General features: G+C 51.1%; 13 protein-coding genes. 8 read left to right on the top strand and 5 right to left on the bottom strand.

Features of this window, described 5'->3' with window-relative positions; all coding sequences use genetic code 11:
* Positions 1–22: 22 nt before the first annotated feature.
* From H9I36_RS03370 to H9I36_RS03395, 6 genes are all read left to right on the top strand, one after another.
* Positions 23–3034 (top strand): chromosome segregation SMC family protein, encoded by a 3012-nt coding sequence (locus H9I36_RS03370; protein ID WP_187383969.1) that lies wholly within the window; start codon positions 23–25, stop codon positions 3032–3034.
* Entirely contained in the window at positions 3018–3386 is a 369-nt protein-coding gene (locus H9I36_RS03375) for a hypothetical protein (protein WP_187383970.1), read from the top strand. Before H9I36_RS03370 ends, H9I36_RS03375 begins: the two co-directional genes overlap by 17 nt.
* Entirely contained in the window at positions 3383–5290 is a 1908-nt protein-coding gene (locus tag H9I36_RS03380; RefSeq protein WP_187383971.1) for a hypothetical protein, read from the top strand. The genes H9I36_RS03375 and H9I36_RS03380 overlap by 4 nt, the downstream gene beginning before the upstream one ends.
* 85 nt (positions 5291–5375) lie before the next feature.
* Positions 5376–6080 carry an SIMPL domain-containing protein gene (locus tag H9I36_RS03385; protein ID WP_187383972.1) on the top strand — a complete coding sequence of 235 codons (705 nt, stop codon included), beginning with the start codon at positions 5376–5378 and terminating at the stop codon, positions 6078–6080.
* A 78-nt stretch (positions 6081–6158) separates the two neighbouring features.
* On the top strand, positions 6159–7457 hold the full coding sequence (serS, locus tag H9I36_RS03390; RefSeq protein WP_187383973.1) for a serine--tRNA ligase: 1299 nt from the start codon (positions 6159–6161) through the stop codon (positions 7455–7457).
* A gap of 3 nt (positions 7458–7460) precedes the next feature.
* Positions 7461–8630, top strand: a complete 1170-nt coding sequence (locus H9I36_RS03395) for an AI-2E family transporter (RefSeq protein ID WP_255422639.1) — start codon at positions 7461–7463, stop codon at positions 8628–8630.
* On the opposite strand, the gene H9I36_RS03400 is transcribed toward H9I36_RS03395, so the two are convergent.
* Both H9I36_RS03400 and H9I36_RS03405 read right to left on the bottom strand, forming a co-directional pair.
* Positions 8619–9545 carry a hypothetical protein gene (locus H9I36_RS03400; RefSeq protein WP_187383974.1) on the bottom strand — a complete coding sequence of 309 codons (927 nt, stop codon included), beginning with the start codon at positions 9543–9545 and terminating at the stop codon, positions 8619–8621. The two genes, H9I36_RS03395 and H9I36_RS03400, sit on opposite strands and share 12 nt — an antisense overlap.
* Positions 9535–10215, bottom strand: a complete 681-nt coding sequence (locus H9I36_RS03405) for a hypothetical protein (protein WP_187383975.1) — start codon at positions 10213–10215, stop codon at positions 9535–9537. The genes H9I36_RS03400 and H9I36_RS03405 overlap by 11 nt, the downstream gene beginning before the upstream one ends.
* 198 nt (positions 10216–10413) lie before the next feature.
* On the opposite strand from H9I36_RS03405, the gene H9I36_RS03410 reads away from it, so the two are divergent.
* Both H9I36_RS03410 and H9I36_RS03415 read left to right on the top strand, forming a co-directional pair.
* A complete protein-coding gene (locus tag H9I36_RS03410; protein WP_187383976.1) occupies positions 10414–12438 on the top strand; it encodes an aconitate hydratase in 2025 nt (674 codons plus the stop codon).
* A 58-nt stretch (positions 12439–12496) separates the two neighbouring features.
* On the top strand, positions 12497–13207 hold the full coding sequence (locus H9I36_RS03415) for a late competence development ComFB family protein (protein ID WP_187383977.1): 711 nt from the start codon (positions 12497–12499) through the stop codon (positions 13205–13207).
* Positions 13208–13309: 102 nt separating this feature from the next.
* Here H9I36_RS03415 and H9I36_RS03420 read toward each other — a convergent pair whose 3' ends face one another.
* The 3 genes from H9I36_RS03420 to mtnK are packed head-to-tail and all read right to left on the bottom strand — an operon-like array spanning position 13310 to position 16282.
* The gene (locus tag H9I36_RS03420; protein WP_187383978.1) at positions 13310–13960 is read right to left on the bottom strand and encodes an L-fuculose-phosphate aldolase; all 651 of its coding nucleotides are present in this window, start codon (positions 13958–13960) and stop codon (positions 13310–13312) included.
* Positions 13961–13994: 34 nt separating this feature from the next.
* On the bottom strand, positions 13995–15047 hold the full coding sequence (locus H9I36_RS03425; RefSeq protein ID WP_187383979.1) for an S-methyl-5-thioribose-1-phosphate isomerase: 1053 nt from the start codon (positions 15045–15047) through the stop codon (positions 13995–13997).
* Positions 15044–16282 carry an S-methyl-5-thioribose kinase gene (mtnK, locus tag H9I36_RS03430; protein WP_255422640.1) on the bottom strand — a complete coding sequence of 413 codons (1239 nt, stop codon included), beginning with the start codon at positions 16280–16282 and terminating at the stop codon, positions 15044–15046. The genes H9I36_RS03425 and mtnK overlap by 4 nt, the downstream gene beginning before the upstream one ends.
* Positions 16283–16301: the final 19 nt, after the last annotated feature.

Here is a 16301-nt window from a genome sequence, read left to right on the forward strand (position 1 = left end):
CTTTCACTTTGAGAGGGGACAGGTGTTTCTTAAAAGTCTCGACATATTCGGCTTCAAATCCTTCGCCGACAGAACACATATCGATTTTTCGGACGGCATCACGGCCCTGCTCGGCCCGAACGGCTGCGGCAAAAGCAACGTCGTCGATTCGATAAAATGGGTTTTAGCCGAAAACCGCTCGAAAAATCTGCGTGCCGACAAGATGGAAGACATCATTTTCAACGGTACCGAACGCCGTCCGCCTCTCAACGTCGCCGAAGTGACGCTCACGATCATGAACGAAAACGGGCTTATCCCGTTCGAAGCGCCCGAAATCGCAATCAAACGGCGGCTCTACCGTTCCGGCGAAAACGAATACTTTATCAATAACCGACAGGCAGGCCCGCGCGAAATACGCTCGCTTTTTATGGATACGGGCATCGGCAAAGCGGCCTATTCGGTCATGGAACAGGGAAAGATCGATCAAGTGCTTTCGTCGAAGCCCGAAGACCGGCGCTATCTCTTCGAAGAGGCGGCGGGCATAAGCCGGAGCAAAGCCGAGTGTGCGGAAGCCGAACGGGAACTTGAGCGCACGCGGAACAATCTTCAGCAAATCGAAATCGCGCTTTCGGAAGTCAAACGGAGATACGACACGCTCAAAGTGCAGTCCGAAAAGACGATCAAATACCGCGCGGTAAAAGACGAAATATTCAACGACGAACTCGATTTAACATTATTAAAATTAAAAAACTTCGTGCAGACGAAAGCGCAAAACGAAGAGCATCTCAAACAAGTCGAAAAAAAACGCGGCGATATCCGAAACGAAATCGAAGCGATCAGCAATACGCTTTCGGAAAACATGGACAAAGTAAAAGCCATGCAGGAAGAAGTGTATGCCAAGCAGGCGGATTTAATCGGCATTCAAAAAGAAAAAAGCGGCAAACAGGATCTGATTCAGCAGTTCAACGTGCGCCTTTCCGAATCGAAAGAAAAACTCGAACAGCTCGAAGCGCACAAAAAAGCGATCGGAGTTCAGATCGATGCGCTGAACGATGAAATCGACGAAAAAAACGCCCAGCTTTACGAAAAGACAAAGCAGCTCGACGATATCAAAAAAAATATCGCATCTTTCGACAAACATATTACCGACGCGGGAAGCCGCATCGACGGAAACGAAAAACTCGTTTCCGAATCGCAATCGCAAATCGAAGCGCTGCGTGAAGCGCGCACGCTTTTGCAAAAAGATTTGACGGCAATCACCGAAGACATCGTCACGAAGCTCGACGCAAAATTAAAAGACGCGGGCTTTTCCGAAAATGCGATGAAAAACGCCAAAGAAACGCTCGACAACGTCATCGCCCGCCTGAAAATTTTTACGGCGGGACGTAAAAACATCTTTGCCGATTTTGCAGCTTCTCCCTCCCGCTCCGCCGACGAATGCGTCAAAACGGTGAAGGAAGCATCCGACGCGTTTTTTGAAACGGGAAAGCTTGTCGCAGAACTTGAAAAAGCGCTCGACGATTATATGAAAGCCTCCCCCGCCTTTATTACCGAATTCCTCGCGCCCGAAGGGATCATGACGAAAAAGCGCGCCATCGATCAAAAGATTTCCGACAACCGTTCCCGCGTTGCCGGGATCAACGAACGCATAGCCGAACTGCATGCGGAAAATGAAAACCTTTCGAAAAAAATCGACGAATATAAAGAAACGCTCGGAAAGCTCAAAGTAAACGAAGCGCAGATGCACGAGCAGATTACGGCGGCCGAAGAGCAGGTATCGATGCTCCGCCGCACTTTGGTAAGCCAGCAAAAAACGCTTTCCGATACCGACGGAGAGATCGCTTCGGAAAACAAGCGCGCCGAAAATTTGAATGCGGAAATATCCGGCGCCGAAGAAGAGCTTTCGGAAATAGAAAAGCGCGGTCTCTCTCTCGCGGATGAACTGAAAAAGCTCGACGATGCGATCGCCGCGTGCAATACGAGCGTGTCGGGAAAGCAGAACGCGCTCCGTCAAAAGCAGGAGGAACAAAATAAGCTGCAGGCGCAGTACGAGCGCATTTCGCTTTTGCTCGTCTCGTCCGACACGGAAATCAAAAACGTCAAACAGAATTTTCAGGATACGCATTCGCGCGATCTTATGGAATTCGAAGAGCGCATGTATAAAATCACAAAACCCGCTTCGGAAATTCGGGAAAAACTTTCCGACGCGAAAGAACGGCTGAAAGCGCTCGGTCAGGTGAACTTGATGGCGGTCGAAGAATTCGCCGAAGAAAAAGAACGCTACGAGCGGCAGCAGACGAACTGCGAAGATACGAAAAAAAGCCTCGAAAATCTGCAGCGCGTTTCGGGAGAAATCAAATCGAAATCGTCCGAAATGTTTCTCGACACATACAATAAAATCAAAAAGAATTTTCACAATATGTTCCGCCGCCTTTTCAACGGCGGAAGAGCCGAGCTTCGTCTCATCGATCCGGAAAACGTGCTCACGAGCGGCATCGACATCTACGCGCAGCCGCCGGGAAAAAAGCTCGAAAACATCGCCCTTCTTTCGGGCGGAGAAAAAACGATGACGGCCGTTGCGCTTTTGTTTGCGACCTACCAAGTGCGCCCTTCTCCGTTTTGTCTCCTCGACGAAATCGATGCGGCGCTCGACGACAAAAACGTTTCAAGTTTTGTGACGACGCTGCGCTCTTTTGCAAACGTGAGTCAATACATCGTCATTACGCATAACAAAAAAACGGTTATGGGAGCTACGACGATGCTCGGCATCACGATGGAAGAGTCCGGCGTGTCGAAAATACTTTCGCTCCGCCTCGACAAAGACATAAAGCTCGGCGCGGTCATTTCCGAAAGCAATGACGACTTTATCGAAGAGGACGTGCCGCCCGAAGAAGCGACCGTTCCGCCGAGGCCAGCAAAACGCATTCACAATCCCGACGGAACGATAACCGATCCCGACCGCGAGCGCGCAGTGAAAGAAGAAAAACGCCTCGAAAAAGAAGCGGCGCAAAAAGCGAAAGCCGCGGAGAAAAAAAGCGATGATCGGGAAAAGTGATTTTTTCGACGGTATCAAAGTTCTCTTTTACGGAAGGAAAAAATACGTCGCCTTCATTTCGGGTACGCTTATTTTGATGACATGCATCGCGCTCGCAGTTTTTATCGCACAAAAATCGAAAAAGACGCGCAGAGCGCCCGCCGCCGAACGCACCTTTACGCCGACACAGGAGCTCCTTGCTCCCGACGGTCCGCAGGAGCAAAAGGATTATATCGCCTCGCGCGAAGTGAAAGATGCGTGGAGCGATACCGATACGGATCGATGGTTTACGCCGCCTGAGGGCAAAGAGATGGAAGACCTGCGCCGTGCGAACGATAAAATCGTTTCGGATATATTGGGGGCCGCTCCGTGAAAAAAACGATCAAGCGAATGGCGGACGAACACGTCGGAAAGTTTCAAGGTTTTCGGAACTCGAAATTAATAATAGTAAAGCGCACCTCAAGTTTTGCACGCGAATCGATAAAAGCGTCGTTTACGGCTGCTGTCTGCCTGTCGATTTTTTTCGTATCCTGCGCGTCTCTTCCGAAAAACGAACGAGCCGGAGATAATCGAACGCAAACCGAAAGCGTCGCTTCTTCCCGCCAATCGGAACATCGTGACGAAGTTTCGGAATCGGCGGAAAACGAAAACACAGCAATACACGAAAAAAACGACGACGCTTTGCAGAAGGATGAAAGCTCAAGCGCCGCCGGTACGAGTGAAAAAGTTCTCGCGGACGAAGCGAAAACGGACGGCGATTCGAACGAAGAGCGCGCCATGCCCGATACGGAAAAAGTGACGGATGCGGAAAGAATGCCGAAGCCGGTCAAAACCTCCGGCAAACTTGAAGATGCGTTTTCGAATGAGGAAAATCTTTCCGAGCGCATCCGAAGCGATCTTCCCGAAAAAAGCGAAGAGGCCATGCGCGGAAGTTCTGCCATAGACGAACCTGTCGTACGGGAAGGATTTTCGGAAAACGACGGTGCCGATTTTACCGTGCGAAACGAAGCGCTTTCAAATCCGATTCAAAAAGACGCCGCACCGAAAGATGAAAGAGTCCCGACGGCGAACGCTGCAAGAGAAAATACTGCGCAGGTAAGTGCAAGCGCCGCGCAGACAAGTGCAAACGCTGCAGTCGGAAATACGAAACGAGCCGGTACGAACGCGGCACAAAAAAGCACAAAGCCGACGAACGCTTCAGGCGAAACGACACGCTCGGTGCAAAATGTCCGCAAACGGCAAGCGGATATCCCCGCCCTTTCAAAAGTAGGGGACGCGGAAAAAGCGGAAAGCGTTTCCGCCGACAGATCAGCAAACGGTACGGACTCCTCGCGGGAACAGACGGATCCGCTCGACGAAACGGATGAAATCGACACGAAAACACTTCCGTCGCGATCGGTGCATATCGCAAAAAATCAATACCTCGATGTCGTCTATCCCGGAGGCGGATGGATCTATCTCGGAGAGACGGACGGTACGAAACTGCTGTCGTTTTTCGGAAAAAAACTCGGAGATGCCGACACGATTTTTACGCTCCGTGCAAAAAATGCCGGAAGAGCGATACTGCATTTTTACAAAAACGATATACTCACCGGAGACGCTATCGACGACCGGCTCGAAGTGATCGTCGAAGATAAAGTCGGAAGCGCGGCCGAACGCATCACCGCTCCTTCGTACGCGGATATCGTCCCGCCCCGTCCCGCCTCTTCGGCCGGCGACGAACGAGGAGAAAACGCGGAAACCGCTCCTTTCGAAACTGCAAAAAACGGCACGGAAAGTTTTTCGGAAGAGGGAACAGGCAGCACTCCGATTTCCGGACGGACTGCAGATTCCGAATACGGAGCATCGGGCGAAAGTGAAAGCGGAGCTTCCGGTACAACGCAGATGCGGCAAGCTTCGGCGGATGAAAACGATTCCGCATCTTCGCAAAGCGCACAAAACCAAACAGGATCGGCTTCGGCAGCCGATCTCAGCGCGGACGACTACGCGCTCGGCGAATCGGATTTGCTTGAAAAAGCGAAAAGCGCATACGATGAAAAAAACTATGCGCGCGCACTCGCCCTCCTCGAGCTTTTTTTTGCGCGTGCGACAAGCCGTATCGACGAAGGGCTCTATCTCAAGGGGCAAACGCTCGAAGCGAAATCCGCACTGCAAAATATCAAAGGCGCGATCGGTGCATACGATGAGCTTTTGCAAAAGTGGCCGGAGAGTAAACAGTGGCAGTCCGCGCGCAAACGCAGCATTTATTTGAAACGTATGTACGTCGATATCCGGTAAGCGGAAACAACGAACGGCTTTTGATTTTAATAAAAATCGAAAGCGGAGATTGTTGATACATCGAACGGAGGAACCAGAGGAATATATGAAACGGTTTATTAAAATTATCATAGCGGCTGTCGTGCTGTTTTCATCGCTGTCGTGTTCGCTCGTAAAAAAAGCGGAAGCCTCCTCGCGGACGATCACCGTAACAGGCCGCGGCGTCTCGGAAGCAGAACCCGATAAAGCGTCCGTCGTCGTTTCGGTCGTAACGCAGGAATGGGTTGCGAAAACCGCCGCGGATCGGAACAGTGAAATCATGACGCGCGTACGCGCTGCGCTTGTCGCTTCGGGAGTGAACGCAAACGATATAACGACGACGAACTACAGCATATATCGGCAGGAATCATGGGATGGCGGGAGGCAGTCAGTCGGACGCTATCGAGTACGGAACGAAATGAAGATCGTTGTACACAACACCGCCCTTGTAAGCGATGTCATCGATACGGCGATTTCAGCAGGAGCGAACGAACTTACCTCCCTCACGTTTACCGTCGCGGACGACACGGCTCTCATTCGTGAAGCGCGTACGCTCGCCGTAAGGCAGGCGCAGGAGACGGCAGCGCTTTTAGCGGGAGCGAGCGGCTGCAAAATCGGAGAAGCGATTACTATCACCGAAGAAAGCGGTGGTGGCGGCATCAGCATGATGAACTACGCACCGGCGGCAATGAGCACCAGAGCCGCAACACCGATATCGTCCGGAAAAATCGAAGTGAGTTCGACCGTCACGATCACGTACGCTTTGCAATAGCGCGCAGAAAAATCAGGGGAAGCCGCTGAAAACCGACATTTTCGGATAGTCCCATTATTAATTAACAAGGAATAAAATATGCTCGATTATAAATTTATCAAAGACAATCTTGAAGCGGTAAAACAAAATATCGTAAACCGCAATATGACGGCCGACGCCGATGAAGTCGTGCGCCTTTACGACGAGCGGACATCTCTTGTCACGCGTCTGCAGCAGCTACAGCAAAAGCGCAATGAAAACGCCGCAGCAATGAAAGGAAAGCTCGAAGAGGCAAAGCGCCGGGAGTTTATCGAAAAAGGGAAAGAGCTCAAAGATGCCATCGCGGATGCGGAAAAAACATTGACGGAAACGGAAGCGAAGCTCGAAGAAGCCGCGCGGAAAATTCCGAATATGGCGCATCCGGCTTGCCCGATCGGAAAAGTCGATACGGAAAACCTCGAAGTAAAAAAAGTCGGCACGCCGCGCGTTTTTTCGTTCCCGCCGAAAGATCACGTGGCGCTCGGAGAATCGCTCGATATCATCGACTTCGAGCGGGGCACGAAGGTTTCAGGACAAAAATTTTATTATCTTAAAAACGAAGCGGTCTTTCTCGAACAGGCGCTCATCATGTATGCGCTCGGCATTTTGAGAAAACACGGCTTTACGCCCTTCGTCACGCCCGACATCGCAAAGCAGGAAGTGCTTCAAGGCATCGGCTTCAATCCGCGCGGCAACGAATCGAACGTTTACTGTATCGAAGACGAAGGCACATGCCTCGTCGCGACGGCGGAAATCACGCTCGGCGGTTATCACTCGGGCGAAATACTCGACAAATCGAAGCTGCCGCTTTTTTACTGCGGACTTTCGCACTGTTTCAGACGCGAAGCGGGAGCGGCGGGGCATTTCAGCAAAGGCTTGTACCGCGTTCACCAATTCGATAAAGTCGAAATGTTCGTATACTGTCTGCCCGAAGAATCGGACGCAATCCACGAAAAGCTCCGCCTGATCGAAGAGGAAATCTTTACGGGGCTCGGTATCCCCTTCCGCGTCGTCGATACGTGCACCGGAGATTTGGGAGCGCCCGCATACCGCAAATGGGATTTGGAAGCGTGGATGCCCGGCCGCGCGGACGAAGCGCATCCCGCAGGTGACTACGGAGAAGTAACGTCGACGTCGAACTGTACCGACTACCAGGCAAGGCGTCTCAACATCAAATACAAAGACGACGACGGCAAAAACAAATACGTCCATATGCTGAACGGAACGGCAATCGCAGTCGGACGCGCGATGCTTTCGATCATCGAAAATTATCAAAACGAAGACGGTTCTGTTACCGTCCCCGAAGTGCTGCGAGCGCTATGCGGCTTCGATACGATAAGCGCAAAGCGCGGAGTCTAAGCGATGACCGGCAGAGAACAGATTTCACGGCAGATCGCATATTTATTGATTTTTATCGCAACGATTTTGCTTTTTGTTGTTTTGAAAGTAACGGCGAGCGTGGTCATTCCCGTCATCATCGCGATCATGTTTTCATTCGTACTCTTGCCGATCGTCCGCGGTATGAATAAAATTCACTTGCCGTGGGTATTCAACATCGCCGTCGTCACGATTCTATTCGTCGTCGCTATCGCGGTGCTCGGCACTCTCGTATTTGCAAGCCTCCGTACGATCCTTTCCGAATATTCGAAATACGAATCGAAATTTCTTTCAATCTATAAATTTTTTGCAAATAAATTCAATTTAGGTTTCGATGCGGATAAAAGTTTTTTTTACAATCTGCAGACCGCGCTCGGGGAACAGTTCAATATCGGTGTTATGATGCGCCGTATGCTGTTTTCGCTTTCGGCGAATATGGTGTCCATCGTCCGCAACATACTCGTCATCGTATTGATGTTTATCTTTTTGCTCGTCGAAATGCACGTCACGGGCGAAAAGCTCAGAGAAGCTTTTGAAGGGCGAATGAAAAACCGACTTTTCGAAATCGTCAAGCGGACGATGACGCAAGTCGTGCGCTTCATTTCGATAAAATTTTTCATCTCTCTTGCGACGGGAGTGCTCATCTATGCTGCGGCAAAAGTCGTCGATCTCGACTTCGCGATCGTATGGGGATTTTTTGCGTTCGTGCTGAACTTTATCCCGAACTTCGGTTCGATCGTTTCGGTCGCGGCGACATCCGTATTTGCGTTATTGCAGTTTTTTCCGCATCCCGCTCCCATCGTCTTTATCGTTGCGGGAACAACGACGGTCAATATGGTACTCGGCAATTTCGTCGAACCGCGTATCGAAGGGCACAACCTCGGCATTTCCCCCTTCGTCATCCTCGTCATGCTCTCTCTGTGGGGCTGGATGTGGGGCTTTGTCGGCATGATCCTCGCCGTCCCGCTCACCGTCATCATAAAGATCATCTGCGAAAACATACCGCTTTTGCACCCCGTTGCGATTTTGCTCGGGAACAAACCGCAGGACACACGGCTCGAATTTACCGTATATGATTCGGAAAACGGACAAAAGAAAGACGGCGAAAAGAAAACAGAGGAAGGCGATACGGCATCAAGCCGGTCACAGGTATAAATTTTTCGTCGCTTTTTCGTATATGAATCTCAGGTCTTCTTCCTGCAGCGACGTGTAGACGCAATCAGCGCACGTGCGACCTCTCGCTTCCGCACTGTATACTTTCGCAGGCGCGCAGGTAGCAAAGACATCGCGGCTTGCGACTGGACCTTCGTGCAGTGAAAACGACAATTTGAGCGCGTATTCGGCACCGCGCGAAAGCTGAAAATTTTCATCGACGCTTCCGAAAACGATGCGCTCGTGGTCGACGTACAGGATATCGAGCGGTTTTACGCTTCCCGAAAACGATTCGATTTTCGTGCGCCTTTCCGTGAGGTAGCGGCATATCGGAATGAGCTGCAGACCGTTGCCCGCATTTTTTTCCTTTTTTGCTTGGGCGACAAATCGTTCAAGATAAGCCTTTGCCGTCTTTTGCTGTTCGAGCGCGATCGAAGCCCACACCGGACGCGCGAAAAGTTCGTAGCCTTCACACGGCACGCAGTCGAAGTTGACGGTCGCTTTGTTGCTGCACGAATAATAGACCGTCGCGGAAAAATCGTAATCGTGCTTCGCTTCCGTATCTTTGATACGGCAAATCGCTTCGGGAACGACAAAGGCGAGTCCCGATTTTACCGAGCGCATTTCCGTAATAAAAAAAAGGCCGACACGGTTGAAATAAAATTCGATGCGAACGCGTTTTCCCGCAAAGCCGATCACCGACTGCGGCGGATTTTTTAATAAAATTATGCCGCTGCCGCCCGAAGCGAGCTGTTCTGCTTTGAGCGCGACGGGAAACACTGCCGACGAAAGCGGGTGTATCGCGTCTCCTGCCGCACCGTCTTTTTCCATCGGCGTTACGGTGACGGGAACGTTTCCGTCGATCAGGTATTGGAGTACGAGCTCGCGCTCTATGCCGGTTAAATTATTATTTTCCATTGACCCGCTCCCATTTCCGTATTTCGATATTACTGATCGTATAGGTTTCCCCGTCTTTTTCAAAATACAGCAGCACATCGATAAAGCCGCCTGAAAATCCGAAGCGCACGGGAACTTCCGCCCCCTCATCGTCGATAAAAGGCGAACCGTAAATCGACGAAACAAAAAGCAGCGTTTGCGCGGCGGGGAAGTCGGAATCGAAATGTGCTTTCCATCCGCTTTTCAAATCGGAAAGAAAAAAGACGTATGAAAACAAATTTTCAGGAGCAAACGACGCGTCCGCACTCTCGTTGCGGGAAAGAGCTGAAACGAAAGCGTCGAGCGCCATTTGCAGCTCGCTCGACATGAGAGTCGTATCGAGACTTGCAAATCCTTGTATGCAGGGATACACCGCTTCGGAGGACGAAAGAGAAGCGATCAGCGATTCGGGGCTGAGTTTTACCGAAGACGAAAGCGCTTCGTTTGCTTCGATCGTCCGCATAAGGCGCTCTTTTTCAACTTCGCGCGTCCACAACGCATCCTCATCTTTTATGGCCGCTTTTGCGCGGAGCGTTTCGCCCGTATCGGAAGCGATGACGGCTTGATTGTCCGAACACGATGCGATAAAAAAAACCGCAACGAGAACACCGATCGTCAATATTCGCACCGCACGCTTCATATCGATAAGCATAGCACAATTTTACGAAAAAATCCAAGCAAGTTTGAAGCGCAGTCGAACGTGCGTATATGAGGACAGGCACATGCGGCACACATAAAGTGGACACATCGGTAGATCGATGTGTACCGTACATCGGCCGTACATCGGCGCGTTGAACAGAAGTATAAAATCTGTTAAAATATATTTCGTGTAAAATATCGAGGTAACGCTATGTCCCTAACGCTCACGGAAAAATTATTACAGGCGCACATCATTCCCGAAGCATGTCCCGATACGCGCTTTGTTCCGGGAGAGCCGATACGGAGAGGAGACGATATCGCGATCCGTATCGATCAAACGCTGACGCAGGATGCAACGGGAACGATGACCTATCTCCAATTCGAAACGATCGGCGTCCCCCGCGTCAAAACGGAACTCTCCGTTTCCTATGTCGACCACAATACGCTGCAAACCGATTTTAAAAATATGGACGATCACCGCTACCTGCAGAGCATCGCCGAAAAATACGGTCTCTATTTTTCACGACCGGGAAACGGCATCTGTCATCAGGTACACCTCGAGCGTTTCGGAAAGCCGGGTAAAACGCTGCTCGGCAGCGACAGTCACACGCCGACCGGCGGCGGTATCGGCATGATCGCCATCGGAGCGGGCGGACTTGACGTCGCCGTCGCAATGGGGGGCGGAGCCTTTCACTTGGCGATGCCGAAAATCTTCGGCGTACAGCTCACCGGATGCCTTCGAAAAGGAGTCAGCGCAAAAGACATCATCCTCGAAGTGCTGAGGCGGGAAACGGTAAAGGGAGGAGTCGGCGCGGTTTACGAATATTTCGGTTCGGGCGTTGAAACGCTCACCGTTCCGCAGCGCGCAACGATTACGAATATGGGCGCGGAACTCGGCGCAACCTGTTCCGTTTTCCCGTCGGACGCCAAAACAAAAACCTTTCTCGCGTCGATGGGGAGGGCAAAAGATTGGACGAAACAGGAAGCCGACGTCGGCGCCGAATACGATAAAATCATCCAAATCGATTTGACGAAACTGTCGGCACTCGCCGCCCAGCCGCATTCTCCTGACGCCGTCGTTCCGGTAAAAAATCTTTCGGGAAAACCGGTAACGCAGGTGGTCATCGGCTCGTGCACGAACAGCTCCCTCGACGATTTGGAAACGGTCGCAGCGATAGTCAAAGGCAAACACATAGCTCCGGGAGTCGAAGCCGGCATAGCGCCGGGAAGCCGGGCAACGCTCATGATGGCGGAAAAAGCGGGCATTCTCGGTACGCTCATCGAAGCGGGCTTCCGCATCCTCGAAAGCGCGTGCGGTCCGTGCATCGGCATGGGCTTTGCGCCGAACAGCGAGGGAGTATCGCTTCGCACGTTCAACCGCAATTTTAAAGGCAGAAGCGGAACGGCCGATGCAAAGGTTTACCTCGTCTCACCCGAAACCGCGGCTGCCTCCGCAGTTACGGGCGTGTTTATCGAAGCGGAAACGCTTTCATATACCGACTGCGCCTACGTGCGATCGAAGCGAGTGAGTCTCCTCGACGGAACCGATGCGCGGCTCGATGCAAAAATTATTAAAAAAGCGGCGAAAGACGAAGGGCTCCTCATCCCCCCGCTTCCTCAGGAACAAGCGGAAAAAGTCGAAGTGCTCCGCGGGCCGAACATAAAAAAATGTCCGCCCTGCCCTCCGTGCGCATCCTCTCTCAAATTGCCGGTACTGCTGAAAGCTCGAGACAATATTTCGACCGACGATATCATGCCGGCGGGAACGAAAGTGCTTCCGTTCCGTTCGAATATCCCCGAGATAAGCAAATTCACTTTTTCGCGTATCGATGAAACTTTTTACGAGCGTGCCGAACGAATGCGTTTTTCCGGCTGCTTTATCGTTGCAGGTGAAAATTACGGACAGGGCTCTTCCCGCGAACACGCAGCCCTCGGTCCCATGTACTTGGGCGTACGCGCGGTCATCGTAAAAAGCTTTGCACGTATCCATAAAGCGAACCTCATAAACTACGGTATCATTCCGATGGAATTTGCAAATCCCGCCGATTATGATATAATCAAACAGGGAGATACGCTTGAAATCGGAAATATCGCCGAAGCGTTGAAAACGGGATCTCCGTTCGAGATAGCCGTAAACGGGAAAAAAATCAACGGCACAAACGATTTAAGCAAGCGCAGCCGCGCGATTCTGCTTGCGGGAGGACTCGCATCCTATACCCGCAAGGGCGGAAATTAAATTAATATTAACAAAATGAAATACGGTTTTTGAAATGCGGGAGTTTTGCGGGAGGAATATGAAAGTTCACAACGTAATGGAAGAATTGGTAACGTCACGCGTCGCTCTCATGTATGAACGGCTCAACGAAACGAGGCCTTCATGGCTTACCTGCGACTGCGAAGATTGCCGGATCGATGCCGTAAGCTATGTGCTCAACCGCATTCCGCCGCGCTACGTCGTTTCCGGACGCGGTATCGTACATACGATGAACATCCCGATGCCGCAGATAAAAGCCGATATCGACGCGCTCACTATGGAAGCCATACGCGTCATCAATTCCGTAAAACGTCCGTATCACAAGGATATTGCGCCGAGCGTACATTCGGAAGAACCTCGGATTTCGTTCAATTTTCCGATTTTTTCGGGAACCGTTTTCGACGGTGCGTCTTTTGAGCCGCTTATCGATTGTACGATCACGCTTAAATGCGACGAGCACAATGCCGATATGATCGACAAAACGTGGTCGAATCCGTGCAAAACATACGCGCCGACAAACGGATCGTATTCGTTTTGGGTAAAGCCTTTCAAAGCGGAAAAACTCGGTGAAAGCAAATACTTTACGTTTACGGTGGAAGTGAGCGCAAACGGTTATACGCCCGTAAGTCACGCATTCAGCATCCCCCTCGTAAGCGAAGCCGAACAGCGCAACGAAGCGAGCACCTCTTATTCGCTGAAAATACAGGATTTGTTTTTATTTCGAAGCGACGTAAAAAATCCGATGGAGTGATCGGGAAACGCCGATAAGGGTAAAAGAACCCGTACCGAGCGTTCCCGCGTCTGTTTTGTCCGGCTCGGTTCAAAGCGTTCGCTTTCGGACAGAGCCTTGCACCTATCTGTTTTTTACCTGCCCGTAGCCTTTGAATTTTTCGATAACCCGCTCCATCTCTTCATCCGGCAGCACGAAAGGTTTTCCCGCGCACATCGCCCGGTACTGCACTTCGGCGCAAAATTCCATGCCGCGCGCCAAACCGAATGCCGAAGGCAAATCTTTTCCGACGGCAAGCATACCGTGATTTGCCAAAAGAAGTGCATCGCTTTTTCCGATCGCTTCTTTTGCCGCTTCCGCCAATTCGATCGTGCCGAAAGTTCGATACGGAGCGCACGGAACTTCCGGAGCACCCGCATCCGCGACGACATAGTGAACTGCGCGGATGGGCTCATGGAGACATGCAAGCACGGTGCAGTACATCGAATGCGTGTGTACGACCGCCCTCGCTTCGGCTTTCGCCGCGTACATCGCCGCATGAAGCGCCCATTCGCTCGACGGCTTTCTGTCCCCTTCGACGATTTTTCCGTCAAGATCGACTACGACGATATCGCTTTCTTTCGTATCGAAATACGGAATACCCGACGGACTGATGATCATTAGTTTTTTTCGCGGATCGAAAATGCTTATGTTTCCGCTTGTCCCCGATGTAAGATGCTCCGAAATCAAACGCTTGCCGAAATCGACGATGGCTTTGCGCTCTTTGTCATACATATCTGTCCTACCTCCGCCGTGTGCCTTTTTTTCATCAATAATACTCATCCGCTTTCGTGTTGAAATAGTCGTTCAGCGTATAGGGCGTAAAAACGCCTTTATCGGTAACGATGCCGCTTATCAAATGCGGAGGCGTAATATCGAACGAAGGGTAGATTCCTTTGACGCCCGGAAGCGTATTCACCCTTCCGCCAGAACTCAGCACGAGGGACGGGTCTCTCTCTTCGATGACGATATCGCGCATCGTCATTTTATCCGCGTCCGGTATGCCCGTCACAAAATACGGAATGCCGAAGTGCTTTGCCAAAATCGCGATTTGAAACGTGCCGATTTTATTTGCGATGTGTCCGTCGCGAGCGATCGTATCTGCCGCCGACGTAAAGACGTCGATGCCTTTTTTTTGCATCGCGTAGGCGACCATATTGTCCGTGATGACCGTCGTATCGAAACCCATTTCATAACAGCAGCTCGACGTAAGGCGCGCACCCTGCAGGTAGGGCCGCGTTTCCGTACAGTAGAGTTTCAACTCATTACCGTTTTTTTTCGCCGCACGCAGCATCATACCGACGATCGTTTCGCCGAAGCACTGCGTAAGTACCGTTCCGCCTTTCGGAAAAAGAGAAGCGAGGTATTCGCCGACTTTTTCCATCGTGCCGTAGCGGCGCTCAAGCGAATCGATTGTCCGCTCGAAGATCGCCTCACACACGTTTTTTCCGGCAGCAAGAGCGCTTTCGGCCGCTTTGAGGCAGCCCTCCGTGACGATACTCATTCTGTTTGCCGTCGTCGGTCTTGCATGCGATATGTCGTGCGCCGCTTGGCGCAAAAAATCGAGCTGAGAAGCGGTACTTTTGTCTTTTACTTCGTAAGCCGCAAGCGCCATACCCATACCGGCTGCCGTATAGGGACCGGCGCTCTGCGTAACCATATCGGCGATCGCCTGTGCGACTTCCCGATACGAAGCGCATTCGACGAATTTTATTTCCGTAGGATAGATGCGTCTGTCCAATATGCGCACTTTTCCGTTTTCGTACCACGCGACGTTTTCGTATCTCAGCAAAAAGGGCAAATCGAAATCACACCGCTTCATAGTTCACCCCGCTTTGCGCAGCCGAAAATATCGTTTGCCGCCTGCACAAGATCGCTTCCCGATTTCATATCGTCCGTCCGCTTTATAAAAGTTTTTCCGAGCAGGATGAGACTCCTTTCGAGCGGTACTTTCAGCGCGGTATCCGTCACGGAAGTCACTTCCGACACTTTCGCATCCCCGACGACTCGCCGGATGATTTCCGTCCCCGCATAACCCGCCGAATCGGCGAGCACCCCTTCGGTATACGCTTTTTTAAAGCGCTCGTTTTTATACAGAGGGAATTCGACAAGGGTATCGTATTTTTTTTCAAACTTCGTTTTGAACGAATCGAAAACGTCCGCAATCGTCTTTTGCAGCCACGATAAAAATTCCGCATTTTCAGGCTTCGTCCAGTACGCGTTCGCATACGCGAAAAAGAGATTTCCGATGACGTTTCCGACATCGTAGCCCATGGGACCGTAAAACGCGAATTCCGGATCGATTACTTTTATGCCGCCTTCATTTACGAAGATGGAACCGGAATGCAAATCTCCGTGAACGAGCGCCTGCGCGTGATTCATAAAATCGTCTCTGAGGCGCGCGACGCACGCGTGCAGCGCTTTGTCCTCGTACAACGCTTTTTCGACGAAATGCGCATTTTCCGGTATGACGACGTTACGCTTTTTGTAATCCCAATACGGTTCGGTAAACACCAAATCTTCGGAAATATCGCAGAGTTCGGGATTCGTAAAAAGCTTGACGCGCTCTTTTTTTTCAGCTCTTCCGATAACCAAATCCGTCGTCGGAAGCAGCGTATCCGCAAGAAAGGTCGAAAGCTCATCGCTCAATGCCGGAAAGATTTTCCCCGCGGCAAGCTCTTTGCGCAAATTCTTATACGCCGAAATGTCTTCCATGGACAGTGCGAACATCGCTTCGTCATAGTGATAGATTTCGGGCACAAAGTCGGGCGCAAGCGATTTTTCGATTTTCAAAATCTCCGCTTCGATTTTATTTCGATGCATGTCGAGCGGACGTCCGGATGAGCGAAGCAGCGTGTCCGCCTGTTTTATGACGAGAGACTTGCCGCTCGTTTTGCCGAACACTTTGAACACATAGTTGATATTTCCGTCACCGATTTCCGTGCAGCCGAGCTCTTCGTCCGCATCAAAATAGTCGAGCACCTCTCGCACATATTCGACAGCCGTCCGTACGTCGAGTAAAAAATGTTTTGCGTATTTTTTTTTATCTGACATCATTGAAACGTGTACGCCGACG

It is taken from the genome of Treponema sp. Marseille-Q4130, from assembly GCF_014334325.1.
Classification (GTDB): Bacteria; Spirochaetota; Spirochaetia; order Treponematales; family Treponemataceae; genus Treponema_D.

Coding starts and splice junctions, on each gene's coding strand:
- mtnK (WP_255422640.1), bottom strand. CDS start 16,282: ATGATGTCAGATAAAAAAAAATACGCAAAACATTTTTTACTCGACGTA.
- H9I36_RS03420 (WP_187383978.1), bottom strand. CDS start 13,960: ATGTATGACAAAGAGCGCAAAGCCATCGTCGATTTCGGCAAGCGTTTG.
- H9I36_RS03375 (WP_187383970.1), top strand. CDS start 3,018: ATGATCGGGAAAAGTGATTTTTTCGACGGTATCAAAGTTCTCTTTTAC.
- H9I36_RS03385 (WP_187383972.1), top strand. CDS start 5,376: ATGAAACGGTTTATTAAAATTATCATAGCGGCTGTCGTGCTGTTTTCA.
- H9I36_RS03405 (WP_187383975.1), bottom strand. CDS start 10,215: ATGCTTATCGATATGAAGCGTGCGGTGCGAATATTGACGATCGGTGTT.
- H9I36_RS03400 (WP_187383974.1), bottom strand. CDS start 9,545: ATGGAAAATAATAATTTAACCGGCATAGAGCGCGAGCTCGTACTCCAA.
- serS (WP_187383973.1), top strand. CDS start 6,159: ATGCTCGATTATAAATTTATCAAAGACAATCTTGAAGCGGTAAAACAA.
- H9I36_RS03425 (WP_187383979.1), bottom strand. CDS start 15,047: ATGAAGCGGTGTGATTTCGATTTGCCCTTTTTGCTGAGATACGAAAAC.
- H9I36_RS03415 (WP_187383977.1), top strand. CDS start 12,497: ATGAAAGTTCACAACGTAATGGAAGAATTGGTAACGTCACGCGTCGCT.
- H9I36_RS03410 (WP_187383976.1), top strand. CDS start 10,414: ATGTCCCTAACGCTCACGGAAAAATTATTACAGGCGCACATCATTCCC.
- H9I36_RS03395 (WP_255422639.1), top strand. CDS start 7,461: ATGACCGGCAGAGAACAGATTTCACGGCAGATCGCATATTTATTGATT.